The organism is Nonomuraea sp. KM90 (assembly GCF_052246675.1).
In the GTDB taxonomy this organism is placed as follows: domain Bacteria; phylum Actinomycetota; class Actinomycetes; order Streptosporangiales; family Streptosporangiaceae; genus Nonomuraea.
This window is the reverse complement of record NZ_JBQQCB010000002.1, coordinates 225,972-246,212: the sequence shown is the minus strand read 5'-3', so window position 1 is coordinate 246,212 and position 20,241 is coordinate 225,972. Positions and strand designations below refer to the sequence as shown.

The following is a 20,241-nucleotide window of genomic DNA, read 5'->3' as shown; positions in this document are numbered from 1 at the left end:
CCATGACGCGGCTCGACACACTCCTGGCCGGGCTCGCCCGCGAGCGCTCCACGGGCGCGCTCCGGGTCGGCAGGAACGGCACGATCTTCCTCGCGGACGGGCGCGTGACGTACATGGAGTGCGCCCAGGCCCCCAGCGTCGAGCGGCTGCTCGCCGCCAGGGGGCTGACGACGGAGGCGGCGCTGCGCGGGCTGCAGGCCGACGGCGGCTGCGAGCGGCTGCTCGCCGAGGGGCCGGTCACGGCGGGCGAACTGCAGTACGCGGTGCTCGGAGGGGTCCTCGACGCGGCCTTCTTCCTGCTGCCGATCAGCGGGTCGCGGCCTAAGTTCCGCCCCGGGGAACGGCACTGGCTGGGCGGGCAGTGGTTCTTCGACGTGCCGGGGCTGGTGCGGGAGTGCGCGCGCCGGCGGGCGCAGCTCGCCCAGGCCTGGCCGTCCGCCGACGTGGACACCCTCCCGGTGCGGCCGCTGGGGCGGCTGCCGGGGCACGCGGTGACGCTGAGCCGGGTCCAGTGGGAGGTCCTCGTCCGGGCCGACCACAAGGCGACGCCCCTGGAGCTGGCCAAGCAGATCGGGCGGCCGGCGTACCCGGTGCTGCTGGCCGTCCGGCGGCTGGCGGCCTCGGGCCTGCTCGCCGAGCCGGACCCGGCCCCCGCTCCCGGACTGCCCAAGCGCGGGCGGCAACCGGCCGCGGAGCACCCGCCGCACGACCCCAAGGCCGCGGCCCTGCCGCTGGGACCGCCCGTGACCGGGAACCCGACCGACCTGGCACTGCTGATGCGGCTGAAGAAGGCGCTGGAGGAACTGTCGTGAGGTTCCCCTCACTCAGGAGGAGGCCACCGGTGGAGCTACGACAAGAGGTTCTGGAGGAGATGGCGCTCCTGCGTGAGCGCACCCCGGACGTGAACGGGAGCGTCGCCTGCACGGTGGACGGCCTGCCGATCGCCTGCGACCTCGAAGGGAAGACGGGCGAGCAGGCGGCGGCGCTGTCGGCGGCGCTGGTCGCGATGAGCAGGCGGATGCTGAGCATGACCGGCCAGGGGGCGTTCGAGGAGACGCTCGTCTCCGGCTCCGCCGGATTCGTGGCCTTCTACGCCGCCGGCCCCACCATCGTCCTCACGGTCCTGGCCGGACCCGGCGCGAACGTCGGGCTGCTTCGGCTGGAGGGCAGGAAGACGGCCGCCGGAGTGGCCGCCGTCGCAGCACGGAAGCACTGATCCAGCCCCGCTGAGAAGGAGGAGGAAGCATGGCCGGCATGGACGTCTCTCTCAAGGAGATGATGCAGATCGACGGCTCGATCGGAGCCGCGATCGTCGATCACGGCAGCGGCATGGCGCTGGGCACGCTCGGCGGCTCCAAGGACCTGGATCTCCAGGTCGCCGCGGCGGGCAACACGGAGGTGGTCAAGGCCAAACTCCGCACGATGGACTCGCTGGGCCTCAAGGACGCTATCGAGGACATCCTGATCACGCTGAGCGGGCAGTACCACATCATCCGCCCGATCACCGGGCGCGGCGGCAAGGGGCTGTTCCTCTACCTGGCGCTCGACCGCGGGCGCGCCAACCTGGCGCTGGCCCGGCACCAGCTCAAGGGCATCGAGGGGAAGCTGGAGGTCTGACCGCCCTCATGGTGGCCCGCTCCCCGGCGGGGGGCGGGCCACCGGCGAGCGTCAGGCGGAGGTCAGCTTGGTGATCTCGGTGACGAAGTCGGGCCAGAGCGCGCGCGGCAGGTCGTGCCCCATCCCCGGGTACGTCACCAGCCGCGCCCCCGGGATGGCCGCCGCCGTCGCGCGACCGCCGGCCACCGGGACCAGCGGGTCGGCCTCCCCGTGCAGCACCAGCGCGGGCACCGCCACCGAGGCCAGCAGCTCCGTACGGTCCCCCGACCCCATGATGGCGGCCAGTTGCCGGGCCGTGCCGGCCGGGTCGAAGCAGCGGTCGTAGGCCAGCCCGGCCATCGCGGCGATCCTCTCCCGGTCCAGCTCGTAGCCGGGCGAGCCGATGACGGACCAGGTCTGCACGGCCTGCGCCAGCACCGCCTCGCGGTCGGCGGCCGGCCGGCCCATCAGCACCGCGGACGCGGCCTCCGTGGGCGGGGCGACGGAGGGGCCGGGCGTGGACATGATCGAGGTCAGGGTCAGCACCCGCGCCGGATGCCGGATGGCCAGCGTCTGGGCGATCATCCCGCCCATCGAGGCTCCCACCACGTGGGCGGCCGGCCAGCCGAGGGCGTCCATGAGGCCCGCGGTGTCGTCGGCCAGGTCGTCCAGCAGGTACGGCGAGGGCGTGCCCATCGCGGGCACCCCCAGGTCGTGGAAGTGCGTCGACAGGCCGACGTCGCGGTTGTCGAACCGTACGACGTGATGTCCCTGCTCCGCGAGCAGCTCGCAGAGCCCTTCGTCCCATTGAATGAGCTGGGCGCCGAGCCCCATGATGAGGAGCAGGGGACGTCCCGACGGTGAGCCGAAGCTCTCGTAGGCGATTTCGATGCCGTTTGCGGCTACGCGCGTGGTCACGACGACCAGAATGACATTCTGGTCAGCCCGCGTAAAGTCAGTGCTCGGCGGGAACGGGGCCCGAGAGGAGCACGCCGCCCTGCGACGAGGACTCCTCCACCTGCGGCGGGGTGGCCGGGTTACGGTCACGCTCGGCCCAGGCGCCGGTCGAGAACGCGACCGGGTAGTTCTTCTTGCCCACGCCGTCGCCCCACTTGGTGATGACGTAGTCGACCTCGATGTGCCCCTGGCCGCCGACGCCGTCCACTCCCAGGGTGTCGGAGTTGAACTCGCCGCCGGTCAGCTCGGCGAACGTCTTGGCGTCGAGGTCGAGCATGATGCCGCGGTTGGAGGGAGCGCCGGGGCCGCGGTCACCCACGAAGAAGGGCATCTTCTTGCCCTTGTAGACCACGTAGCCCTCGGTCAGCAGCGGCCAGCTCGGGCTGGCGGCCAGCCCCTTCTGCATGGGCTTGCCACTGGCGGGCAGGCCGGTGTCGCCGGCGCGGCCGGAGGAGTCGTCCCAGAAGTACGACGCCGTGGTGGAGCCCTTGAGCAGGACCTTCTCGTCTGTGTCGGTGTCGGCGTGGGCGGGAGTGCCGACGATGGTCAGCGCTGCGATGGCGGAGGTGGTGAGGAGGGTGAAGGAACGCAGGCCAAATCGAGCAGACATGAAAAAGTGAAACCCTTCGCGAGGGGACAGGGAGTTGCGCTCACAGGGGGAGCACGCGCAGCGGAGCTAGAGCACCTGACGATGCTGCGCGGAGCGCAAAATACGAGCCTTGAGGAAGGGGACCGCTCAGTGGGCGGCCGGCACGGCGCTGTCTGGGGGTACGACGCGGTGGTGCATGGGGTAATGTTTCCTCTCCATCACGCCTACCGGGTTAGCTGACGGGTTCGGGCGTGGAGATGCCCTACCGGCACGCGGCCGGATTCACCCCAGTGAGGTGGTTCCCCGGTTCCCGATGGTTCGGGATTCGGCGCCAACCGGTGGTCCATCTTGGGTAAGGACTAGGTCACCGGCTGGTAATGGCGATTACTCTAACTACCGATTCGGACAAACGCAAACGAATCGTATGAAAGAGTCGAAGATCTACCTTCGAAGGTAAAGAGAAAGGGGGCACGGCATGCCGTACCCCCTGAGAAATCCAGCCTCAGCCGCCGCTCTTGCGCCTGAACGATCTCTTACTCGTAGCCGGACCGTGCGCCCCGTGGATCTTCGATGGGTCGACGCCCCTGCCACCGGCGCCTGAGCCCGCGGCCTGGTCGCGCTTGCGCTCCAGCGCCTCGCGGAACTTGCGCTTCATCTCGTCCTCGGGAGTTTCGCTGACTTCCGGCTCCGGTGTATCCGCCATGAGGACCTCCATGGTGTTGGGGACAATCACAGCTTCGCATGGAGCCGCTTATGACGCGAAACCGGCCTCAACCTTGTGTTGCGGCACGGACGGCGCCTCCAGCCGCTTGTTCGGCATGGCCACCAGCGCCACCAGGGCGATCATCGCCCCCACCACTCCCAGCGACGGGATGACCACGGCCGCCGCGGAGGCGTGCGCGGCGGCCATCCCGTGCGCGGGCGCGCTCGCGGCGACCTCCGCGGTGTAGAGGGTGCCGCCGACGGCCAGCGCCACCGAGCCGCCGATCTGCCGGAAGAAGGTCAGGTTGGCCGAGGCCACGCCGAGGTGCCGCGGCTCGACCGACTGCTGTGCCGCCACCGTCAGCCCGGACAGCATCGGGCCCATCCCCAGCCCCAGCGGCAACATCCACAGCGCCAGCGCCAGGCCGCCGGTGGCCGGCGTCAGGCCGAGGCACAGCACCGCGCCGGTGACCAGCAGGAACGGCGAGGCGACCAGCCACGGCTTGTACACCCTGGTCCTGGACATCAGCGTGCCCATCAGCACGCTGCCCGCCACCATGGCCAGCGTCATCGGGTAGATCCGCAGCCCCGACTCGGTGGCGCTGACGCCCAGCGCCTCCTGGAAATAGCGCGGCAGGAAGACGACCCCGGCGTACATGCAGAACGCGGTGCAGAACGAGGTCAGGTTCACCAGCGTGTACGTGCGGTTGGCGAACAGGCCCATGGGCATGATCGGGCTCGCCGCCCGCCGCTCGACGGCCACGAACACCGCCAGCAGCACCAGCGCGAGCAGGATCGGCCCGGCCACGGCGGCGTCCGTCCACGTGTGGCCGTCCAGGCCCTTCTCGGTCAGCCCCAGCAGCAGCGCACTGATGGCCACGGTGAAGACGGCGATGCCCGCGTAGTCGGGGCGCCCGCCGCCCGTTCCGGGCCGCCTCGGCAGGCGCAGCGCGACGATGGCGATCAGCACGGCCCCGAGGGGCACGTTCACGTAGAAGGCCCAGCGCCAGCTCGCGTGGTCGGTGAACAACCCGCCCAGGAACGGCCCCGCCAGGAACGTCAGCCCCATCACCCCGCCGATCGCCCCCTGCGCCCGGGCGCCGTTCGACCCCGGCGGGAACATCTCCATCATCAACGCGATCGACAGCGGCAGCAGCGCGCCCGCGCCGAGCCCCTGCACCGCGCGGAACACGATGAGCTGCACCATGTCCTGAGCCACCCCGCACAGCGCCGAGCCCAGCACGAACACCACCATGCCGATGAGCAGCAGCGGCTTCCTGCCGTGCTGGTCGGACAGCCTGCCGTAGAGCGGCACGGTCACCGTGGAGGTGAGCAGATAGGCGGTCACCACCCAGGTGTAGAGCCCGCTGCCGCCCAGCTCCGCCGTGATGCGGGGCAGCGCCGTGCCCACGATCGTCTGGTCCAGCATCGCCAGGAACATCCCGCCGAGCACGGCCAGGAGCACCAGCCCATTGCCCCGCGCCTTAGTGTCAATTTTCACATGTGAGAACTTACATGTAACTTCTGACATGTCAAGGCTTCGATATGCTGGCCCTCATGTCCCTACGGATCGCACTGCTCGGGTTGCTCTCTGCCGTCGGCCCCGCGAGCGGCTACGACCTGGCCAAGAAGTTCGAGCACTCGCTCAACCACGTCTGGCAGGCCGGGCACACGCAGATCTATCCGGAGCTGGTGAAGATGGCGGCCGACGGGCTCGTACAGGTCGAGTCGGAGGGCGCCCGGGGGCGCAAGATCTACGCGATCACCCCGGAGGGGGCGCGGGAGCTGGACGAGTGGATGGGCGAGCACACGCCGTCGGTGACACCCCGCAGCGAGGTCGCGCTCATGGCGTTCCTGCTGCCGCTGATGGAGCGGGACCGGGCGGTCGAGGTGGTCGAGCGGATCAAGGCCCGCTACCAGAAGCGGCTGGCGGTGCTCGGCTGCAAGCCGGCGGGCGAGTTCGGCCGGTACGCGCTCGACCTGGGCCTGGCCCAGGCCAGGACCGTCATCCAGTGGGCCGACGAGACCGTGGCCGACCTCAGGCGGCGCTGACCGGCCAACGGTAAAGGGGACTGGCTCTGTTCCTGGTGTTGTGTTGGAGCGACCCAGGAAATAGATCCCGCGATGAGTCTCCTCGGTCGTGACCTGGCGATAGATCTGGGGGCCGCGAGCACGCGCATCTACGCCAAGCGCAAGGGCATCGTGCTCGACGAGCCCTCCGCCGTCATGTGCGACGGCCGCACCGGCAAGGTCATCGGGTACGGCGCGGAAGCCGCCGCCCTGGGCGCCGGCGGCCGGACGTGCTGGCCGGTCAGCGGTGGGCTCCCGGCCGACGCCGAGCTCGCCCGGCGCATGATCCGCCATTTCCTGCGCAAGGTGCACTGGCACCCGTACGCCCGGCCGCGCCTGGTCCTGGCGCTGCCCGGCGACTCCACCCCGATCGACCGGGCCGCGCTGCGCGACGTGGCGTACGAGGCCGACGCCAGGACCGTGCGGCTGATCCCGCACGCGCTGGCGGCGGCGCTCGGCGCGGGCCTGTCGCTCACGGACTGCACCGGCCACATGGTGATCGACATCGGGCGGGACTCCGCCCGGATCGCGGTGCTGTCCGGCGAGTCCGTGGTGGCAGCCGGCTCCGTCCCGTACGGGGGGCGGGCCGTGAGCAGGGCCATCGCCCGCTACGTCGAGCGTGAGCACGGGCTGCAGCTCGACGACGCCGAGGCCGAGTCGGCCAAGCGGCGCGCGGGCGGCGGGGAGGCGGAGGTCGTGGTGCGGGCCCGCGATCCGGACACCGGCCGGGAGCGCGACCTGGCGCTGCCCGTCCAGCGGATCTTCGAGGTCACCGCGCAGCCGATCGAGTCCATCGCGCGGGCGGCGGAGGAGACCGTCGAGCGGTGCCCGGCCGAGCTGGCCGCCGACCTCGGGGTTCGCGGCGCGGTACTGGTCGGCGGCGGGGCGCTGCTGCGCGGGCTGGGCCGGCGGCTGCGCGAGGCGCTGTGCATGCCGGTGCACCGGGCGGAGCGCCCGCTGGAGTGCGTGGCGCTCGGGCTGGGCAGGTGCGTGGACGAGCTGGGACTGATCGGGAGGTTCCGGGGCGGCCGTACATGACGGACGACCTCTTCCACACCGGGGTCTCACTCGCCGACAAGGCCATCAGGACCGTCGCCGTCTACCTGACCGTGGCGGCGCTGCTGCGGATCGGCGGCAAGCGCGGCATCGCGCAGCTCAACAACTTCGACTTCGTCGTCATGCTGCTGATGAGCAACGTCGTGCAGAACGCGATCATCGGACCCGACAACTCCCTGGCCGGCGGCCTGGCCGGGGTGGTGATCCTGATGGCGGTCAACGCGGTGGTGGTGCGGTTCGCCGCGGCGGTGCCCATGGTCGGCAGGCTCGTCGAGGGCAACCCGGTGGTGCTGGCCCGCGACGGGCGCTACCTGACCTCGGCGCTGCGGCGGCTCGGCGTGCGGCAGGCCGACCTGGACGTGACGATCCAGCTCAGAGGCGGTACGACCGTGGCCGACACGAGCCTGGTACGCCTGGAGCCGGGCGGCGCCGTCCTCGTCCGGCTGCGCCCCGAGGAGGAGACCGCCGAGCGCGGCGACGTCCAGGAGCTGCACACCCGGCTCGACCGCATCGAACGCAAGCTCGACGCGCTGTCCAGAACAGGAGGCAGTCCATGACCGTCCGCGGCATCGACCACGTCGGGGTGACCGTGCCCGACCTCGACGCGGCGACGAAGTTCTTCGCCCGCGCCTTCGGGGCCGAGGTGCTCTACGACACCCTTCCCCGGGAGCAGGGACCCAAGGGCGGATGGGCGACCGAGCGGCGGCTCGGCGTGCCCCAGGGAACCGTCGAGGTCGCGGTGCGCATGTTGCGCCTGCCGAACGGGCCCGGGATCGAGCTGTTCGAGTTCAGCGGGCCGCGGCAGGCCGACGCGGTGGTGCCGTGCGACCTGGGCTGGCAGCACGTCGCCCTGTACGTGGACGACCTGGAGGCCGCGCTGCGGCTGGTCACCGAGGCGGGCGGGACCGAGCTGTCCGAGCCGGTGCCGCTGCCGGGGCCGGAGGCGGGCGAGCGCAACCGGTTCGCCTACTGCCGGACGCCCTGGGGCGGGACGGTGGAGCTGCTGACCTATCCGGACGCGCAGCCGTACGAGAAGGACACGGACCTGCGCCGATGGCGGCCCTAGGGAGGCGCGCTCCCAGGGCCGCCCCGGCTCATCGCTCGTCGACGATCTCGCCCTCCTGGCTGGTGATGTCCTTGACCAGCGCGAACGCCGGCTCGGTCTCCGGCATGGAGTGCGCGGCCGCGACGGCGGCCTCCAAGGTGGCCTTCGACTCCCAGCGCCAGGAGTCGGTCCACGTTCGGTCGTCGACCCTGACCATCCTGGTCTCGATGAGACCGGGGAGCTTGGCGCGGACCGCGGCGATGAGCGCGGCGCGCCTGGCGAGGAGCAGCTCGGCGTCGGAGGGGTCGGCGGTGTAGCTCATGATGCGGAGGTAGGCCATGACTGGACTCCATCTCTAGAGTTGGCATCTAGTAACGATGACTAGAGTTAAACTCTAGCTATGAGCGATGTCAAGAGGGTCAGCAAGCGCACCCAGAAGGCCCGCGAGACCCGGGCGCGGATCCTGAAGGCGGCCGGGGAGCTGTTCGTCCGCGACGGCTACGGCACCACGAATCTGCAGGACATCGCGGAGCTGGCGGGCGTCGCCGTGCAGACCATCTACTTCGTCTTCGGCAACAAGCGCACGCTGCTGAAGGAGTTGGTGGACGTCACCGTCGCGGGTGACGACGAGCCGGTGGCGACCATGGACCGGCCCTGGTTCCAGGCGGCCATGGCGACCGGGGACGCCGGGGCGCACCTGCGGGCCCACGTGCGCGGCACGCGGCCGGTGCTCGAGCGGGTGGCGCCGATCATCAAGGTGCTGGACACGGCGGTGGCGATGGACCCCGAGGTGGCGGCGCTCTGGCCGCTGGGCACCGATCCGCGCCACGTCGTGCAGAGCACCACGGCCGCCTCGCTGATGGCCAAGCCGGGCGCGCGGCCGGACGTGCCGGTGGAGGTGGCGGCCGACGTGCTGTTCGCACTGCTCAGCCCCGAGCTCTTCCTGCTGCTGGTGGCGGAACGGGGCTGGTCACCCGAGCGGTATGAGGAGTGGGTGTATCGGACGCTGGCCGTCCAGCTCCTCACCGAGCCGGGGGATCAGTGACCCACCCGCAGGCCCGGCGCGTCCGCCCAGCCGGTCACCTCGAGCACGCGGCGCACCGTGCGCGAGACCGGGTCGAGGACGATCTCCCGCTCCGAGGATAATCGCGCGGCAGCGGCGACGATCAGGCGCATCCCCGCCACGTCGATGAACGTCAGGCCGGACAGGTCGAGCCGGATGTCGTTGCTGCCCGCGTTGATCGCCCAGTCGAGGGCGTCGCCGAGCAGGTGGCGGTTGCCGCGGTCGATCTCGCCGGTGATACGCAGGCCGAACGGGTGCGCAACGAGGGTGACGCGTGCCTTGTCGTCAGTTTCGAAGGTCATCCGGCTCCGGTTGGGGGCGCCTGCCGTACACCGTCATGATCTGCCCGCAAAAGACGGCTTTATGCTGAGGCCCGCCGCGGCCACGCGCCGCACACGTTTGTGCCTTTTGTGTGATTTGCCCGTTAGCCGGTGGAGATCTTCGATAAGGTCCGGTCGTGCGCGCCCGCCGTCACGCCTTTTCCGCGGTGCTCTTCTGTGTCGTGGCGGTGACGGCCTGCGCGGCGGCGGCCGAGCCGCCCACCCTCGAAGAGGCCGCCCGGCAGCTCGACACCGACGCCACCAGCCTGCTCAGCGCCGCGGAGCTGCACCTGTCGGCGGTGGAGTCGGTGACGGACGACGCGTGCGGGCAGGGACGGGCACGGCACTTCTTCCGGGCGGAGAGCGACCTCGTGGACGCCACGGCCGGGCTGCTGGAGCGGTTGCAGGCCCTGGGTTACCACAAGGTCGTCGACGACCTGGACCTGCGGGACGAGGCCCAGGCCGTGGCGGTGTTGCGCAATCCGCGGACGCGGGTGACGTTCGAGCTGACGGTGCTCTCGGGGGACGAGCCCGGGGTCCAGGTCGTGGGTAGGACGATCTGCTACGCGCCCGGGTAGGCGCGCGTCCTCCCTACGGGGTGGACAGCGCCTCCGTCGGGGACAGGCGCGAGGCGCGGATGGCCGGGTAGAGGCCGGCCACGGCGCCGATGCCCAGGGTCGCGGCCAGGCCGCCGATCGTGGCCCACGCGGGCACGACCGAGGGCCACCCGCTGTAGAACGCGTACCCCATCGTGACCCCCGTCCCGAGCAGGATGCCGCCGAGGCCGCCCATCGCGGACAGCAGCAGCGACTCCGCCAGGAACTGCGTGCGGATCTGGCCCCGGGTCGCACCCAGCGAGCGGCGCAGGCCGATCTCCGCGCGGCGCTCCAGGACCGAGATGACCATCGTGTTGGCCACACCGACCCCGCCCACGAGCAGGGCCACCGCGCCCACGCCCAGGAGCAGGTTGGCGAACGCCTGGCTGGTCGCCTGCTTGGCGGCCAGCGCGTCGGACGGGCGGGAGATGTCCACCTCGTTCGGCGCCTCCGGGTTGGCCGTGCCGGCCAGCACCTGGCGTACCGCCTCCAGCTGGGCCTCGTCCGACCGGGTGTAGAGCGTGGTCGGGTGCCCGTCGAAGTCGAGCTCCTTCTCCGCCACCGGCCAGCCGACCATGACGCCGCTGTCCAGGTCCGTGGCCAGCGCCACGGGCTCCAGGATGCCCACGACCGTGAAGCGGATGCCGCCGACGACGATCTGGGTGTCCGGGCCGGCCGACCCGATGCCGAGCCGCTGGGCGGCGGCCCAGCCGAGCACGGCGGCCGGGAAACGTTCGGTGGCCGCGTTGAGCCACGTCCCGCTGCGCAGGGTCGCGCCCACCGTGGCGGGCAGGTCGAGGCGGGCGGCGTAGGTGTTGATGCCGCCGGTCTGGGCCTCGGGGATCTGCTCCGAGCGGTACACCTTGGCCTCGGCGACCTTCCCGATCGACGAGACCGACTCGACCGGGCCGATCCGCTCGATCATCGCCTCCGCGTCCACCGGCATCTGGGCGGCCTCGCCCATGAGCGTGGTGCCCGACGACACCGTGAGCAGGTTCGTGCCCAGCGCGGAGAGCTGGCGGTCGAGCTCGGCGCCCGAGGAGGACGAGAGCCCGACCACGCCGACCATGGCCGCGATGCCGATGGCGATGCCCAGCGCGGACAGGAACGCCCGCAGCGGGCGCGTACGCAGGCCGACCGCGCCGACCCGCATCACGTCGCGCGGCCGCATCCTGGCCGGCGCCAGCTTCGGCCGCGGCACCTCGATGACCGCCATCACGCCACCCCGGATTCCATGGGTTCGGGCCAGGGCTCCCCGCGGGAGCCGTCGGCGGAGTCGGAGATGATCTCGCCGTCGCGCATCCGTACCTGCCTGGGCAGGCTGGCGGCGATCTCCCGGTCGTGCGTGATGATCACGATGGTGGTGCCGCTCGCGTTCAGCTCGTGCAGCAGCTCCATCACCCCGTTGCCCGAGACCGAGTCCAGGGCGCCGGTGGGCTCGTCGGCCAGGAGCAGCGGCGGGTCGCCCGCGACCGCCCGGGCGATGGCCACGCGCTGCCGCTCGCCGCCGGACAGCTCGTGCGGCTCGTGGTCCAGGCGGTGCTCCAGCCCCACCCGCTTGAGCGCCGCGGCCGCGCGGCGGCGCCGCTCGGCCCTGCTCAGGCCGGTGTAGACGAGGCCGTCGGCCACGTTGTCCAGCGCGGGGACCTTCGCGGCCAGGTGGAAGGACTGGAAGACGAACCCGATCGTGGTCGCCCGCAGCGCCGAGAGCTGGTTGTCGGACAGCTTCGAGACGTCGTACCCGTCGATGTGGATCGATCCGGACGACGGCCGGTCGAGGGTGCCGACCACGTTGAGCATGGTCGACTTCCCCGACCCGGACGGGCCGACGATGGCGATGAGCTCGCCGTGGTCGATCCGCAGCGACACCGACTTCAGCGCCGCCACCCCGCCCGGGTACGTCCTGGACACGTCCGTCAGGGCGATCATGGGGTACGTCATTTCGGTATCCCCACGGTCATGCCCTCGGTGAGCCCGCCCCCGGAGACCTCGACCCGGCCCCCGGCGAACATCCCGGTCTCCACCGCGATGTACCGGGAGGTGCCGCCTTCGACGACCTCCAGGCCGTACCCGCCCTCCTGCAGCGCCACGAGCGCCGCGACCGGCACGGTCAGGACGTTCTTGCGCTGCGAGGCGGTGAACGTCACGTCCACCGAGGCCTTGTCGAGCCCGCGGGCGGACTTGGCGTTCCCGATCGAGACCAGTGCCTCCACCCGCGTCTCCGGCTCGGCGTTCTGGCTCTCGCCCGGGACGATGACCGTGGCCACCTCGGTGATCTTGCCATCGACGCTCTTGCCGCCCGGCAGCGTGACCTCGACCTTGGCGCCCTTCTTGGCCATCCGCTGGTCCTCGGCATCGAGCTGCACCGTGATGACCTTGTTCGTGCCCGTGTAGGTCAGGACCTTCTGGCCGGGTTGCGCCGGCTGGCCCTCCTCGCTGTCGAGGCTCTCCACGCGCACCTTGTTCGGGGCGAAGACGACCCGGCCCAGCTCCACCACGCCGGTCTCGTCCAGGCCGCGGTCGTCCTGCCATTCCATGACGGCCTCGGCCGTGTCCCAGGTGAACTCGTCGTCGACCGTGAAGCCGTCGTAGCCGAGCTTGCTGAGGTTGCGCTCCAGGTTCTCGACGTCCTTGCCCTCCAAGCCGTTCTTGAGGTCGCGGTAGGCGGGTGTGTCGCCGTACATGAGCGTGACCGGCTTGTTGTCCACGCGGTACAGCGACTTCCCGCGGCTGATGGTCGCGCCGCTCTCGGGCAGCCAGGTGATCGTGCCCGGCTGCCGGCTCACGGCCGTGGTCACCGGGCCGTAGCCGAGCTCCCCGTCGGCGTCCGTGGTTTCGTTGAGGGTCTGCCTGTTCACCGTGGTGGTGGCCGGGGGGACGGCGCTGGCCGACCGGGTCGGGCCGGCGCCCCCGTCCAGCATGCCCGTGCTGTTCACCGCGACGAACCCGCCTCCCGCGGCGGCCACCACGACGAGGAGCCCGGCCACCAGTTTCCCCCGGCCGCGCCGGCGTCGCGGCCGGGACGGCGCCGTCTCCGGCTCGGCCCGCCCGTCGAGGGTGGTCCCGTCCTTCACTGGGCCCATCAAGAACCTCCCATACCGGCCTCAGCGGACTCCTTCTGGCACTTCTCCTGCGCCGACTTGAAGTCGGGGTCCTCGCCGACCTCGGGGGTGATGCGCATCATGCCGCCCTCGGGGTCGGGGTAGCTCTCGACGCCGTTGTCGCGCATGCACTGGGCGAGCTTGCGCAGGTTCTCGGCCATCTTCGGGTCGCCGCCGCCCTGGCGCGTGCCGCTGGGGGCGTACTGCTTGCACGCCTCCTGGGCCGCCTGGACCTTCTCCTGCGGGGTGTTCTTGTCGAACTTCATCATGAATTTGCCGCTCGAGTCGGGGTCCGGCACATCGATCCCGTTCTCGCGCATGCACTGGGCGAACTTGAGCCCCTTGGCCTGCGGGTCCTCGCTCGGCTTGGCGCTGGCCGCGGCCTGGGTGCCGGTCCCTCCGCTGACCGAGGCCACCCCTGTTCCGCCCCCGGCGTCCGAGCCGCAGCCGGTCAGGGCCAGGGTGAGCGCGAACGGCGCTGTGACCAGGGCACTGAGGATTCGTCCTCGCATGAAAGATCTCCTCCGTCGTACGAACCGTCTGATGAACGTCGTCGAGGGGAGATGCAATAGGGCCCGCTGTTTCCTCAGCGTTTCCGTCGGCGGCTTATTTGCAGCAAATGCCCCCTAGGTCACACTCGGCTCTGTAAGCGGATAGAAGGGCCTGAGGTAAGTCATGCGGGTGCTGGTGGTTGAGGACGAGCCGATGCTCGCCGACGCGATTGCCGAGTGGCTGCGGGAGGAGACCCACGCGGTCGACCTGGCGCACGACGGCGCGGCCGCGCTGGAACGCATCGCGGTGAACGACTACGACGTGGTCGTGCTGGATCGCGACCTGCCGCGCGTGCACGGCGACGAGGTCTGCCGGGAGATGGTGGCCTCCGACTGCGACGCGCGGGTGCTGATGCTCACCGCCGCCGCCCAGCTCGACGACCGGATCACCGGGTTGTCCCTGGGGGCCGACGACTACCTGCCGAAGCCGTTCGCCTTCCCCGAGCTGGCCGCCCGCGTCCTGGCGCTGGGCCGGCGCTCGCGGCCGGCCGTACCGCCCGTGCTGCGGCGGGCCGGGATCACGCTCGACCCGGCGCGCAGGGAGGTCTTCCGGAACGGCCGGTTCGTGCCGCTGTCGAAGAAGGAGTTCGCGGTGCTGACCGAGCTGATGCGGGCCGACGGCAACGTCGTCTCGGCCGAGCAGCTCCTGGAGAAGGCGTGGGACGAGCACGCGGACCCGTTCACGGGCGCGGTCCGGCTCACCATACTCAAGCTGCGCCGCAAGCTCGCTGACCCGCCGGTCGTGGAGACCGTGGCGGGAGTGGGGTACCGGATCGCATGAACCTGCTGCCGCCGTTGCCACGCGGGGTGCGGCCCACACTGCGGGTCCGGCTCACCTTCGTGTACGGCGCCCTGTTCTTCCTCGCCGGCCTGACCTTGCTCGCCGTCACGTATCTCCTGTTCAACCAGCAGCTCAACCAGACCTTCGAGGACCGGTTCAAGCCCGAGCCCGGCCGGACCAAGCAACTCTTCCTGATGAAGGACGGCGTCACGGTGTACGGCGACGCCGCCGTCGAGTGGATGCGGCAGCAGGAGCTGGAGCTGCGCAGCGCCGCCATCACCTCTCTGCTCGCCCAGGGAGCCATCGCGCTCGTCGTGGTCGGTGGCGGGGCCGTGGCGCTGGGCTGGGTGGTGGCGGGCCGGGTGCTGGCCCCGCTCAACCTGGTCACCGACACCGCGCGCCGGATCGCCGCCGCCCCCATGGCCGAGCGCGGCCTGTCCGAGCGGATCGCGCTGGACGGGCCGGCGGACGAGGTCAAGGACCTGGCCGACACGTTCGACACCATGGTGGAGCGGCTCGACCACTCCTTCGACGGGCAGCGCCGGTTCGTGGCCAACGCCTCGCACGAGCTGCGTACGCCGCTGACGCTGAACCGGGCGCTGGTCGAGCTGGCCATGCACCGGCGTACCGCCTCGGCCGACGTCAAGGAGCTGGGCGAGAGCCTGCTGGAGATCAACACCCGCCACGAGCGCCTCATCAGCGGCCTGCTGCTGCTGGCCAGGTCCGAGCAGGAGATCGCGGACCGGTCGCCGGTGGACCTGGCCGACGTGGTGACGCACGTGGCCGCGCAGATCGCCGGGGACGCCTCCGACGCCAAGGTCACGGTCTACGAGGTCACCGCGCCCGCCCCGACCACGGGGGACGCGCTGCTGCTCGAACGGCTCGTGCACAACCTGGTGGAGAACGGCATCCGGTACAACGTGGACGACGGCAGCGGGTGGGTGCGGGTCGTGAGCCGTACCGTGTCCGGGGGGAAGGTCGAGGTGGAGGTCAGCAACACCGGGCCGGCCGTGCCGCCGTACGACATCCCGCTGCTGTTCAAGCCGTTCCACCGGCAGGCGTCCGACCGCACGGTGACGGGGACGAGCGCCGGGCTGGGGCTGTCGATCGTGCGGTCGGTGGCGATGGCGCACGGCGGGGACGTCCGGGCACGGCCCCGGGAGGGCGGCGGGCTCATCGTCGCCGTCGCCCTGCCCCGCGCCCGGGACTACTGACCGCCGTTCCCGATCAGCCCGCGCGGGTGTCGTGGATCCGGCCGGCCAGGATCACCCCGCCGAGGCACGTGAGGGGTCACCTGATCGATCGGCGCGGTGTAGCGCACCAGGAGCACATGCATCATGTCTTTCCTTATATATAGGTGCATATAGAGGTGCGCTCACCGCTCCCGCCTCACGACAGGCGCCGAGCCGGGTCGGAGGACGAGCCGGACGCCAGATCGGGACCCGGATCGGGGACGGTTGGCTGTCTCCCACGGATTCGCCACACCGGCGGCACCAGCAGCACGGCGGGGTCAGTGGCACAGGCCCCGCGCAGGGGAGGGCGCGATCATGAGGGACGCGTTCGCGAAGGCGCCCTCGTGCGGGCCCGGGGGTCAGGGGTCGCGGTCGCGGACGTAGTAGTGGCCGAGTGTGTCGTCGTAGCGGCCGCTGGAACGGCAGCAGCGGCGGAAAGCGGCGTCCGGAGCCGCAGGGGCACGGGTCGTTGCCGCCGAGCTTCTCGATCAGCTCCTTGTCGCGGCCGGCGCGCCGGTCGCCGCGCTTGACGTGGGTCTCGCTAGAGGGAACCCCCGTCGGCGCTTGCTGGTCGGCTCAAAAGGACATCTCGTCGCGGTGCATGGTGGCCTCCTCGGGTCCGGGGTGGACGAAGGTCACGATAGGTCGCCGGTGCTCGGGGGCGCGACGGGTTTTCCCGGTGCCGCGTAGTAGGAGTCGACGGCGGGCTGGCCGGTGTAGTTGGGGCCGGCCTGGTCGTTCGCGCCGAGGTAGCGGTACGGGAGGTCGACGGCGCGGCGGCCGGTGTGGCGGATCCGCCTGGTACGGGCGTCGTACAGGAATCCCTGCGACCGCAGCGCGGAGGTCAGGCGGCGGCCCGCCGGGGTGCCGTCCGGCAGGCGGATGCTGCGGACGTCGAAGTTCGCGGCGAAGAGCCCGCCTTCGGTGAGCCAGCCGGGGATCCTGGCCAGCAGGGCGAGCTTGTCGCCGATGTAGTGCAGGCCGTGTACACAGGTGATGAGGTCGAACGGGGCGTCCGGACGCCAGGTGAGGGCGGAGGCGGTGACCAGGCGCAGGCGTGGGGGGTCCGGCGGGCAGGCGAAGTAGCCGACCAGGTCCACGCCGACGATCTCGGCGTCGTCCCCGAGCAGGTGGGTGGCCTCGCCGAGAGCGTACGCGGCCCCGCAGCACAGATCGAGCCAGCGGGCGGGCCTGGTGCCGGCGGCGCGCAGGACGGCGGCGATGTCGATGCCGAGTTCGCGACCGTAGCTGGTGAGGCGGCGCTCGCGGTTCATCAGGCGGTTGGCGACGACCGTCGACCGTTCCAGCTCGGCGTCCGTGGTCAGTTCCATGATCTCGCCACTCTACGGGCAGCCGGCAAGGGTTCGAGAGATTCGAAAGTTCCCTACATATGTGGATGTGGGTCGCTATCGTACGCAACATCCACCAAATCAACCTCAGGAGTCACTTCTCTCATGGCGCATGTCGAACCGCTGCGGGAGGACGATCCGGCGACGGTGGGGGCGTACCGGCTGCTCGGCCGGCTCGGCTCGGGCGGGCAGGGCACCGTGTACCTCGGGCAGGCACCCGACGGGCGGGCGGTGGCGGTCAAGGTGCTGCGGGGCGGTCCGGGGTTCGACGAACGGTTCGCCAAGGAGATCGAGGCGGCGCGGCGGGTGGAGCCGTTCTGCATCGCGCAGGTGCTGGACGCCTCGCCGGGCGCGCGGCCGTACATCGTGACCGAGTACGTCGACGGGCCCTCGCTCCAGCAGGCCGGGCGCCACACGGGGGCCGATCTGCAGCGGCTGGCGGTCGCCACGGCCACGGCGCTGGCCGCCATCCACCAGGCGGGCATCGTGCACCGGGACTTCAAGCCCGCGAACGTCCTGCTCGGACCCGGCGGCCCGCGCGTCATCGACTTCGGCATCGCGCGGGCCATGGACGACGCCGTCACGCACACCAGCGGCATCGTGGGCACGCCCGCGTACATGGCACCCGAGCAGCTCGCGGGGCAGCCGGTGGGGCCGGCGGCGGACGTGTTCGCGTGGGCGTCGGTCATCGTGTGGGCGGCCACGGAGACGCCGCCGTTCGGGCAGGACACGCTGCCGGCGATCATCAACCGCATCCTGCACAACGAACCCCAGCTCGGCGACCTGCCCCAGCCGCTGCGCTCGATCGTGTACGCCTGCTTGGCCAAGGATCCACGGGCCCGGCCGACCATGCGGGACGTGATCCTGCGCCTGCTCAGCGGCCACAACCCGGCTCCGGGGACGGGTCTCGGGCCGGCTCCCGGAGTGTGGCAGGGGGCGACGGCCGGTGCGGCGCGGGGGCCAGGACCCGGACCGATGGCAGGACCGGGACCGGGGCCGGGACCAGGGCCAGGACCGGGACTGAGGCCGGGACCGGGGCCAGGACCGGGACTGAGGCCGGGACCAGGGCCGGGGTCGGGGCGTTGGGGGCGGGTCGGCGTGCCGGTGGTTGCCGGGGTGTCCGGTGTCCTGGTGGTCGCGCTGGTCGGCGGGGTCGTCTGGCTTGCCCCGTGGTCCGGCAGGCCGGGCCCGGCACCGCTTGCCGCCGCCTCCCCCAGCTCCGCCCCCACCACCGCCAAGGAGACCGCACACAAGCCGACGACGCCGAAGCCCCGCAAGACCCCTCGCAGGACCCCTCGCGAGACTCAGAAGCCGACCGTGACCCCCACCCCTACCACGAAACGCCCCACCCCCACCCCCACTCCCACCAGGAAGCCGGTTGTGGCGGCCAGGGTGAGCATTCTGGCGATCGAGCTGTCCGGCGGCCCAGGACAGTCCGAGTCGAGCGGCTGCTACATGCCCCCGGTGCACTTCCAGACCAGGGTGGAGTCGAGCCGCCCCGGCGTGTGGATCTCGTACGCGTGGGAGGTGGACGGCAGGACCCGCGAGAGCAGGAAGTCCTGGGTGCCGGAGGACGACTACACGGCGTTCGTGACCGCCGGACAGTACATGCTGGACGCCGGCAGCCACACCATAGCCCTGCGCGTCACCGCGCCCTCCACCGCGCGCAGGAGCATCTCGATCAACGTCTGCGACCTGGACGACTACCAATGACACCCGAGGCCATCGGCCCCTACCGGATCGTCGAGCAGCTCGGGGAGGGCGGCCAGGGAGTCGTGTACCTGGGCTCCTCCCCCGACGGCACCCCCGTGGCCGTCAAGGTGCTGCGCGAGGGGGTCGCCGGTGACGGCCGCTTCGCCAAGGAGATCGCCGCCGCCCGGCGGGTGGAGCCGTTCTGCGTCGCGCAGGTGCTGGACGCCTCGCTGGGCGCGCGGCCGTACATCGTGACCGAGTACGTCGAGGGCCCCTCCCTCCAGCAGGCGGGCCCGCACACCGGGGCGGACCTGCAACGCCTGGCCGTCGCCACCGCCACCGCCCTGGCCGCCATCCACCGTGCCGGGGTCGTCCACCGCGACTTCAAGCCCGCGAACGTCCTGCTCGGCCGCGACGGGCCGCGCGTCATCGACTTCGGCATCGCGCGGGCCATGGACGACGCGGTGACCCGTACCAGCAGCATCGTGGGGACGCCCGCGTACATGGCGCCCGAGCAGTTCCTGGGCGCGCCCGCCGGGCCGGCCGTGGACGTGTTCGCGTGGGGATCCGTGATCGTGTACGCCGCCACCGGCACCCCGCCGTTCGGCAACGACTCCCTGCCGGCGGTGATCAGAAGGATCCAGTACGACGAGCCGCGCCTCGGGAACCTCCCCGAGCCGCTGCGCTCGATCGTGTACGCCTGCCTGTCCAAGGACCCCGCCGCCCGCCCCGCCATGCAGGACGTCCTCTTCGAGCTCATCGGCGGCCCGCCCCCACCACGTCCGGCCCCCGTCCCGGTCATGCGGACCGGCCCCGCCCGGGCGGCATCCCGCAACTGGCCGGCCATCGCGCTCCTGGCCGGAGGCGCGGCGATCGTCGTGGCCGGGGCCCTGACCGCCGCCTGGCTGTGGCTGCCCGCCTCGCGCGGCGAGACCAGCACCGCCACCGCCACCGTCACCACGCGGGCCACCACCCCCGGCCCGGCCACGACCCGCCCGCCGAGCCGCGCGAAGGGGTCGGCGAGAGCCCTGCGCCCCACCACGACGGCCGAGCGCACCACGACGACCGAGCCCACCGGGACGGCCGGGCCCACCACCACACCGACCGCCGGGCCCAGCGCCTCCCCCACCAGGACGCCGACCGGACAGCCGACCCCGAAACCCACCACGACCAGCGGCGGAGGCGGTGTGAAGTCGGTGGCGTTCACGTACGAGGGCATCAGGCTGGGCGACTGCTGGCGCTACGACATGAACATCTGGGCCAGGGTCTCCGCCACCGGCCCCTACAGCTACCGCTGGCTGGTCGACGGGCAGAACCAGGGCAGGCAGGCGGGCACCTCCTCCTCCAGGCCCCTGCTGCCCTCCATCACGTGGAAGCGGGCCGGCACGTATCGCGTGGTCTTCGAGGTGATCACGCCCGTCCGCAGCCAGAAGAGCGTCACGGTGAACATCTGCGACTTCGACAAGGGCTGGTGACCCGGCGGGCCCGGATTCAGGGGAGGGCTTCCGGGTACCTAACGATCACCGTACGACCCCGGAAGG

At 71.6% G+C, this 20,241-nt stretch carries 25 protein-coding genes and 1 riboswitch; of the genes, 13 read left to right on the top strand and 12 right to left on the bottom strand.

Annotation, left to right across the window (positions count from 1 at the left end):
• Positions 1 to 2 precede the first annotated feature (2 nt).
• Genes ACTWPW_RS03685 through ACTWPW_RS03675 form a run of 3 tightly spaced genes read left to right on the top strand, consistent with a single transcriptional unit; the run spans position 3 to position 1,617 of the window.
• On the top strand, positions 3 to 812 hold the full coding sequence (locus ACTWPW_RS03685; RefSeq protein ID WP_375111237.1) for a hypothetical protein: 810 nt from the start codon (positions 3 to 5) through the stop codon (positions 810 to 812).
• 29 nt (positions 813 to 841) lie between these two features.
• Positions 842 to 1,216, top strand: coding sequence for a roadblock/LC7 domain-containing protein (locus ACTWPW_RS03680; protein ID WP_375111238.1), 375 nt, complete (start codon positions 842 to 844; stop codon positions 1,214 to 1,216).
• A 29-nt stretch (positions 1,217 to 1,245) separates the two neighbouring features.
• Positions 1,246 to 1,617 (top strand): hypothetical protein, encoded by a 372-nt coding sequence (locus ACTWPW_RS03675; RefSeq protein WP_375111239.1) that lies wholly within the window; start codon positions 1,246 to 1,248, stop codon positions 1,615 to 1,617.
• Between the two features lie 51 nt (positions 1,618 to 1,668).
• Here the strand turns inward: ACTWPW_RS03675 and ACTWPW_RS03670 are convergent, their stop codons facing one another.
• The 4 genes from ACTWPW_RS03670 to ACTWPW_RS03655 all read right to left on the bottom strand — a co-directional run bounded on the left by ACTWPW_RS03670 (position 1,669) and on the right by ACTWPW_RS03655 (position 5,345).
• On the bottom strand, positions 1,669 to 2,514 hold the full coding sequence (locus ACTWPW_RS03670; RefSeq protein WP_364115403.1) for an alpha/beta fold hydrolase: 846 nt from the start codon (positions 2,512 to 2,514) through the stop codon (positions 1,669 to 1,671).
• Positions 2,515 to 2,551: 37 nt separating this feature from the next.
• Entirely contained in the window at positions 2,552 to 3,163 is a 612-nt protein-coding gene (locus ACTWPW_RS03665; RefSeq protein ID WP_443167939.1) for a hypothetical protein, read from the bottom strand.
• A gap of 185 nt (positions 3,164 to 3,348) precedes the next feature.
• Positions 3,349 to 3,483: riboswitch (cyclic di-AMP (ydaO/yuaA leader) on the bottom strand.
• A 161-nt stretch (positions 3,484 to 3,644) separates the two neighbouring features.
• Positions 3,645 to 3,845 carry a DUF5302 domain-containing protein gene (locus ACTWPW_RS03660; RefSeq protein ID WP_364115399.1) on the bottom strand — a complete coding sequence of 67 codons (201 nt, stop codon included), beginning with the start codon at positions 3,843 to 3,845 and terminating at the stop codon, positions 3,645 to 3,647.
• Between the two features lie 48 nt (positions 3,846 to 3,893).
• On the bottom strand, positions 3,894 to 5,345 hold the full coding sequence (locus tag ACTWPW_RS03655; protein ID WP_443167938.1) for an MDR family MFS transporter: 1,452 nt from the start codon (positions 5,343 to 5,345) through the stop codon (positions 3,894 to 3,896).
• 56 nt (positions 5,346 to 5,401) lie between these two features.
• Between ACTWPW_RS03655 and ACTWPW_RS03650 the strand changes: the two genes are divergently transcribed.
• The 4 genes from ACTWPW_RS03650 to ACTWPW_RS03635 all read left to right on the top strand — a co-directional run bounded on the left by ACTWPW_RS03650 (position 5,402) and on the right by ACTWPW_RS03635 (position 8,036).
• A complete protein-coding gene (locus tag ACTWPW_RS03650) occupies positions 5,402 to 5,896 on the top strand; it encodes a PadR family transcriptional regulator (RefSeq protein ID WP_375111243.1) in 495 nt (164 codons plus the stop codon).
• Positions 5,897 to 5,968: 72 nt separating this feature from the next.
• Positions 5,969 to 6,952 carry a rod shape-determining protein gene (locus tag ACTWPW_RS03645; RefSeq protein ID WP_443167937.1) on the top strand — a complete coding sequence of 328 codons (984 nt, stop codon included), beginning with the start codon at positions 5,969 to 5,971 and terminating at the stop codon, positions 6,950 to 6,952.
• Positions 6,949 to 7,527 (top strand): DUF421 domain-containing protein, encoded by a 579-nt coding sequence (locus ACTWPW_RS03640; protein ID WP_375111245.1) that lies wholly within the window; start codon positions 6,949 to 6,951, stop codon positions 7,525 to 7,527. The genes ACTWPW_RS03645 and ACTWPW_RS03640 overlap by 4 nt, the downstream gene beginning before the upstream one ends.
• Complete coding sequence (locus ACTWPW_RS03635) at positions 7,524 to 8,036, top strand: VOC family protein (RefSeq protein WP_364115389.1); 513 nt, start codon at positions 7,524 to 7,526, stop codon at positions 8,034 to 8,036. Before ACTWPW_RS03640 ends, ACTWPW_RS03635 begins: the two co-directional genes overlap by 4 nt.
• 28 nt (positions 8,037 to 8,064) lie before the next feature.
• On the opposite strand, the gene ACTWPW_RS03630 is transcribed toward ACTWPW_RS03635, so the two are convergent.
• Positions 8,065 to 8,355, bottom strand: coding sequence for a hypothetical protein (locus tag ACTWPW_RS03630; protein ID WP_375111246.1), 291 nt, complete (start codon positions 8,353 to 8,355; stop codon positions 8,065 to 8,067).
• Positions 8,356 to 8,415: 60 nt separating this feature from the next.
• Here ACTWPW_RS03630 and ACTWPW_RS03625 point away from each other — a divergent pair, with 60 nt between their 5' ends.
• Positions 8,416 to 9,060, top strand: a complete 645-nt coding sequence (locus tag ACTWPW_RS03625) for a TetR/AcrR family transcriptional regulator (protein ID WP_443167936.1) — start codon at positions 8,416 to 8,418, stop codon at positions 9,058 to 9,060.
• Here ACTWPW_RS03625 and ACTWPW_RS03620 read toward each other — a convergent pair.
• Positions 9,054 to 9,380, bottom strand: coding sequence for an STAS domain-containing protein (locus ACTWPW_RS03620; RefSeq protein ID WP_375111248.1), 327 nt, complete (start codon positions 9,378 to 9,380; stop codon positions 9,054 to 9,056). The two genes, ACTWPW_RS03625 and ACTWPW_RS03620, sit on opposite strands and share 7 nt — an antisense overlap.
• Positions 9,381 to 9,535: 155 nt before the next feature.
• Here ACTWPW_RS03620 and ACTWPW_RS03615 point away from each other — a divergent pair, with 155 nt between their 5' ends.
• Positions 9,536 to 9,976 carry a hypothetical protein gene (locus ACTWPW_RS03615; RefSeq protein ID WP_443167935.1) on the top strand — a complete coding sequence of 147 codons (441 nt, stop codon included), beginning with the start codon at positions 9,536 to 9,538 and terminating at the stop codon, positions 9,974 to 9,976.
• 13 nt (positions 9,977 to 9,989) lie between these two features.
• On the opposite strand, the gene ACTWPW_RS03610 is transcribed toward ACTWPW_RS03615, so the two are convergent.
• The 4 genes from ACTWPW_RS03610 to ACTWPW_RS03595 are packed head-to-tail and all read right to left on the bottom strand — an operon-like array spanning position 9,990 to position 13,607.
• A complete protein-coding gene (locus tag ACTWPW_RS03610) occupies positions 9,990 to 11,210 on the bottom strand; it encodes an ABC transporter permease (protein ID WP_375111250.1) in 1,221 nt (406 codons plus the stop codon).
• Complete coding sequence (locus tag ACTWPW_RS03605) at positions 11,210 to 11,935, bottom strand: ABC transporter ATP-binding protein (RefSeq protein ID WP_375111251.1); 726 nt, start codon at positions 11,933 to 11,935, stop codon at positions 11,210 to 11,212. Before ACTWPW_RS03605 ends, ACTWPW_RS03610 begins: the two co-directional genes overlap by 1 nt.
• Positions 11,932 to 13,077 carry an efflux RND transporter periplasmic adaptor subunit gene (locus tag ACTWPW_RS03600; protein ID WP_443167934.1) on the bottom strand — a complete coding sequence of 382 codons (1,146 nt, stop codon included), beginning with the start codon at positions 13,075 to 13,077 and terminating at the stop codon, positions 11,932 to 11,934. The genes ACTWPW_RS03605 and ACTWPW_RS03600 overlap by 4 nt, the downstream gene beginning before the upstream one ends.
• Entirely contained in the window at positions 13,077 to 13,607 is a 531-nt protein-coding gene (locus tag ACTWPW_RS03595; RefSeq protein WP_375111253.1) for a hypothetical protein, read from the bottom strand. The genes ACTWPW_RS03600 and ACTWPW_RS03595 overlap by 1 nt, the downstream gene beginning before the upstream one ends.
• Before the next feature lie 163 nt (positions 13,608 to 13,770).
• Here ACTWPW_RS03595 and ACTWPW_RS03590 point away from each other — a divergent pair, with 163 nt between their 5' ends.
• Together ACTWPW_RS03590 and ACTWPW_RS03585 are read left to right on the top strand one after the other, a co-directional pair.
• Positions 13,771 to 14,427: a response regulator transcription factor gene (locus ACTWPW_RS03590; RefSeq protein WP_375111254.1), complete on the top strand. Its 657-nt coding sequence runs from the start codon at positions 13,771 to 13,773 to the stop codon at positions 14,425 to 14,427.
• Positions 14,424 to 15,641 carry a sensor histidine kinase gene (locus tag ACTWPW_RS03585; RefSeq protein ID WP_443167933.1) on the top strand — a complete coding sequence of 406 codons (1,218 nt, stop codon included), beginning with the start codon at positions 14,424 to 14,426 and terminating at the stop codon, positions 15,639 to 15,641. Before ACTWPW_RS03590 ends, ACTWPW_RS03585 begins: the two co-directional genes overlap by 4 nt.
• A 51-nt stretch (positions 15,642 to 15,692) precedes the next feature.
• Here the strand turns inward: ACTWPW_RS03585 and ACTWPW_RS03580 are convergent, their stop codons facing one another.
• A complete protein-coding gene (locus ACTWPW_RS03580; RefSeq protein WP_443168025.1) occupies positions 15,693 to 16,148 on the bottom strand; it encodes an SEC-C metal-binding domain-containing protein in 456 nt (151 codons plus the stop codon).
• A gap of 146 nt (positions 16,149 to 16,294) precedes the next feature.
• On the bottom strand, positions 16,295 to 16,990 hold the full coding sequence (locus tag ACTWPW_RS03575; protein ID WP_443167932.1) for a class I SAM-dependent methyltransferase: 696 nt from the start codon (positions 16,988 to 16,990) through the stop codon (positions 16,295 to 16,297).
• Between the two features lie 123 nt (positions 16,991 to 17,113).
• Here ACTWPW_RS03575 and ACTWPW_RS03570 point away from each other — a divergent pair, with 123 nt between their 5' ends.
• The gene (locus tag ACTWPW_RS03570; RefSeq protein WP_443167931.1) at positions 17,114 to 18,721 is read left to right on the top strand and encodes a serine/threonine-protein kinase; all 1,608 of its coding nucleotides are present in this window, start codon (positions 17,114 to 17,116) and stop codon (positions 18,719 to 18,721) included.
• Positions 18,718 to 20,175 (top strand): serine/threonine-protein kinase, encoded by a 1,458-nt coding sequence (locus ACTWPW_RS03565; RefSeq protein WP_443167930.1) that lies wholly within the window; start codon positions 18,718 to 18,720, stop codon positions 20,173 to 20,175. The genes ACTWPW_RS03570 and ACTWPW_RS03565 overlap by 4 nt, the downstream gene beginning before the upstream one ends.
• Positions 20,176 to 20,241: the final 66 nt, after the last annotated feature.

What these genes read in the sequence shown, in the direction of transcription:
- ACTWPW_RS03625 (WP_443167936.1), top strand. Translation starts at nt 8,416, where the DNA reads ATGAGCGATGTCAAGAGGGTCAGCAAGCGCACCCAGAAGGCCCGCGAG.
- ACTWPW_RS03640 (WP_375111245.1), top strand. Translation starts at nt 6,949, where the DNA reads ATGACGGACGACCTCTTCCACACCGGGGTCTCACTCGCCGACAAGGCC.
- ACTWPW_RS03575 (WP_443167932.1), bottom strand. Translation starts at nt 16,990, where the DNA reads ATGGAACTGACCACGGACGCCGAGCTGGAACGGTCGACGGTCGTCGCC.
- ACTWPW_RS03570 (WP_443167931.1), top strand. Translation starts at nt 17,114, where the DNA reads ATGGCGCATGTCGAACCGCTGCGGGAGGACGATCCGGCGACGGTGGGG.
- ACTWPW_RS03675 (WP_375111239.1), top strand. Translation starts at nt 1,246, where the DNA reads ATGGCCGGCATGGACGTCTCTCTCAAGGAGATGATGCAGATCGACGGC.
- ACTWPW_RS03565 (WP_443167930.1), top strand. Translation starts at nt 18,718, where the DNA reads ATGACACCCGAGGCCATCGGCCCCTACCGGATCGTCGAGCAGCTCGGG.
- ACTWPW_RS03595 (WP_375111253.1), bottom strand. Translation starts at nt 13,607, where the DNA reads ATGCGAGGACGAATCCTCAGTGCCCTGGTCACAGCGCCGTTCGCGCTC.
- ACTWPW_RS03650 (WP_375111243.1), top strand. Translation starts at nt 5,402, where the DNA reads ATGTCCCTACGGATCGCACTGCTCGGGTTGCTCTCTGCCGTCGGCCCC.
- ACTWPW_RS03630 (WP_375111246.1), bottom strand. Translation starts at nt 8,355, where the DNA reads ATGGCCTACCTCCGCATCATGAGCTACACCGCCGACCCCTCCGACGCC.
- ACTWPW_RS03605 (WP_375111251.1), bottom strand. Translation starts at nt 11,935, where the DNA reads ATGACGTACCCCATGATCGCCCTGACGGACGTGTCCAGGACGTACCCG.
- ACTWPW_RS03600 (WP_443167934.1), bottom strand. Translation starts at nt 13,077, where the DNA reads ATGGGCCCAGTGAAGGACGGGACCACCCTCGACGGGCGGGCCGAGCCG.
- ACTWPW_RS03610 (WP_375111250.1), bottom strand. Translation starts at nt 11,210, where the DNA reads ATGGCGGTCATCGAGGTGCCGCGGCCGAAGCTGGCGCCGGCCAGGATG.
- ACTWPW_RS03635 (WP_364115389.1), top strand. Translation starts at nt 7,524, where the DNA reads ATGACCGTCCGCGGCATCGACCACGTCGGGGTGACCGTGCCCGACCTC.
- ACTWPW_RS03665 (WP_443167939.1), bottom strand. Translation starts at nt 3,163, where the DNA reads ATGTCTGCTCGATTTGGCCTGCGTTCCTTCACCCTCCTCACCACCTCC.
- ACTWPW_RS03660 (WP_364115399.1), bottom strand. Translation starts at nt 3,845, where the DNA reads ATGGCGGATACACCGGAGCCGGAAGTCAGCGAAACTCCCGAGGACGAG.
- ACTWPW_RS03590 (WP_375111254.1), top strand. Translation starts at nt 13,771, where the DNA reads ATGCGGGTGCTGGTGGTTGAGGACGAGCCGATGCTCGCCGACGCGATT.
- ACTWPW_RS03620 (WP_375111248.1), bottom strand. Translation starts at nt 9,380, where the DNA reads ATGACCTTCGAAACTGACGACAAGGCACGCGTCACCCTCGTTGCGCAC.
- ACTWPW_RS03645 (WP_443167937.1), top strand. Translation starts at nt 5,969, where the DNA reads ATGAGTCTCCTCGGTCGTGACCTGGCGATAGATCTGGGGGCCGCGAGC.
- ACTWPW_RS03685 (WP_375111237.1), top strand. Translation starts at nt 3, where the DNA reads ATGACGCGGCTCGACACACTCCTGGCCGGGCTCGCCCGCGAGCGCTCC.
- ACTWPW_RS03585 (WP_443167933.1), top strand. Translation starts at nt 14,424, where the DNA reads ATGAACCTGCTGCCGCCGTTGCCACGCGGGGTGCGGCCCACACTGCGG.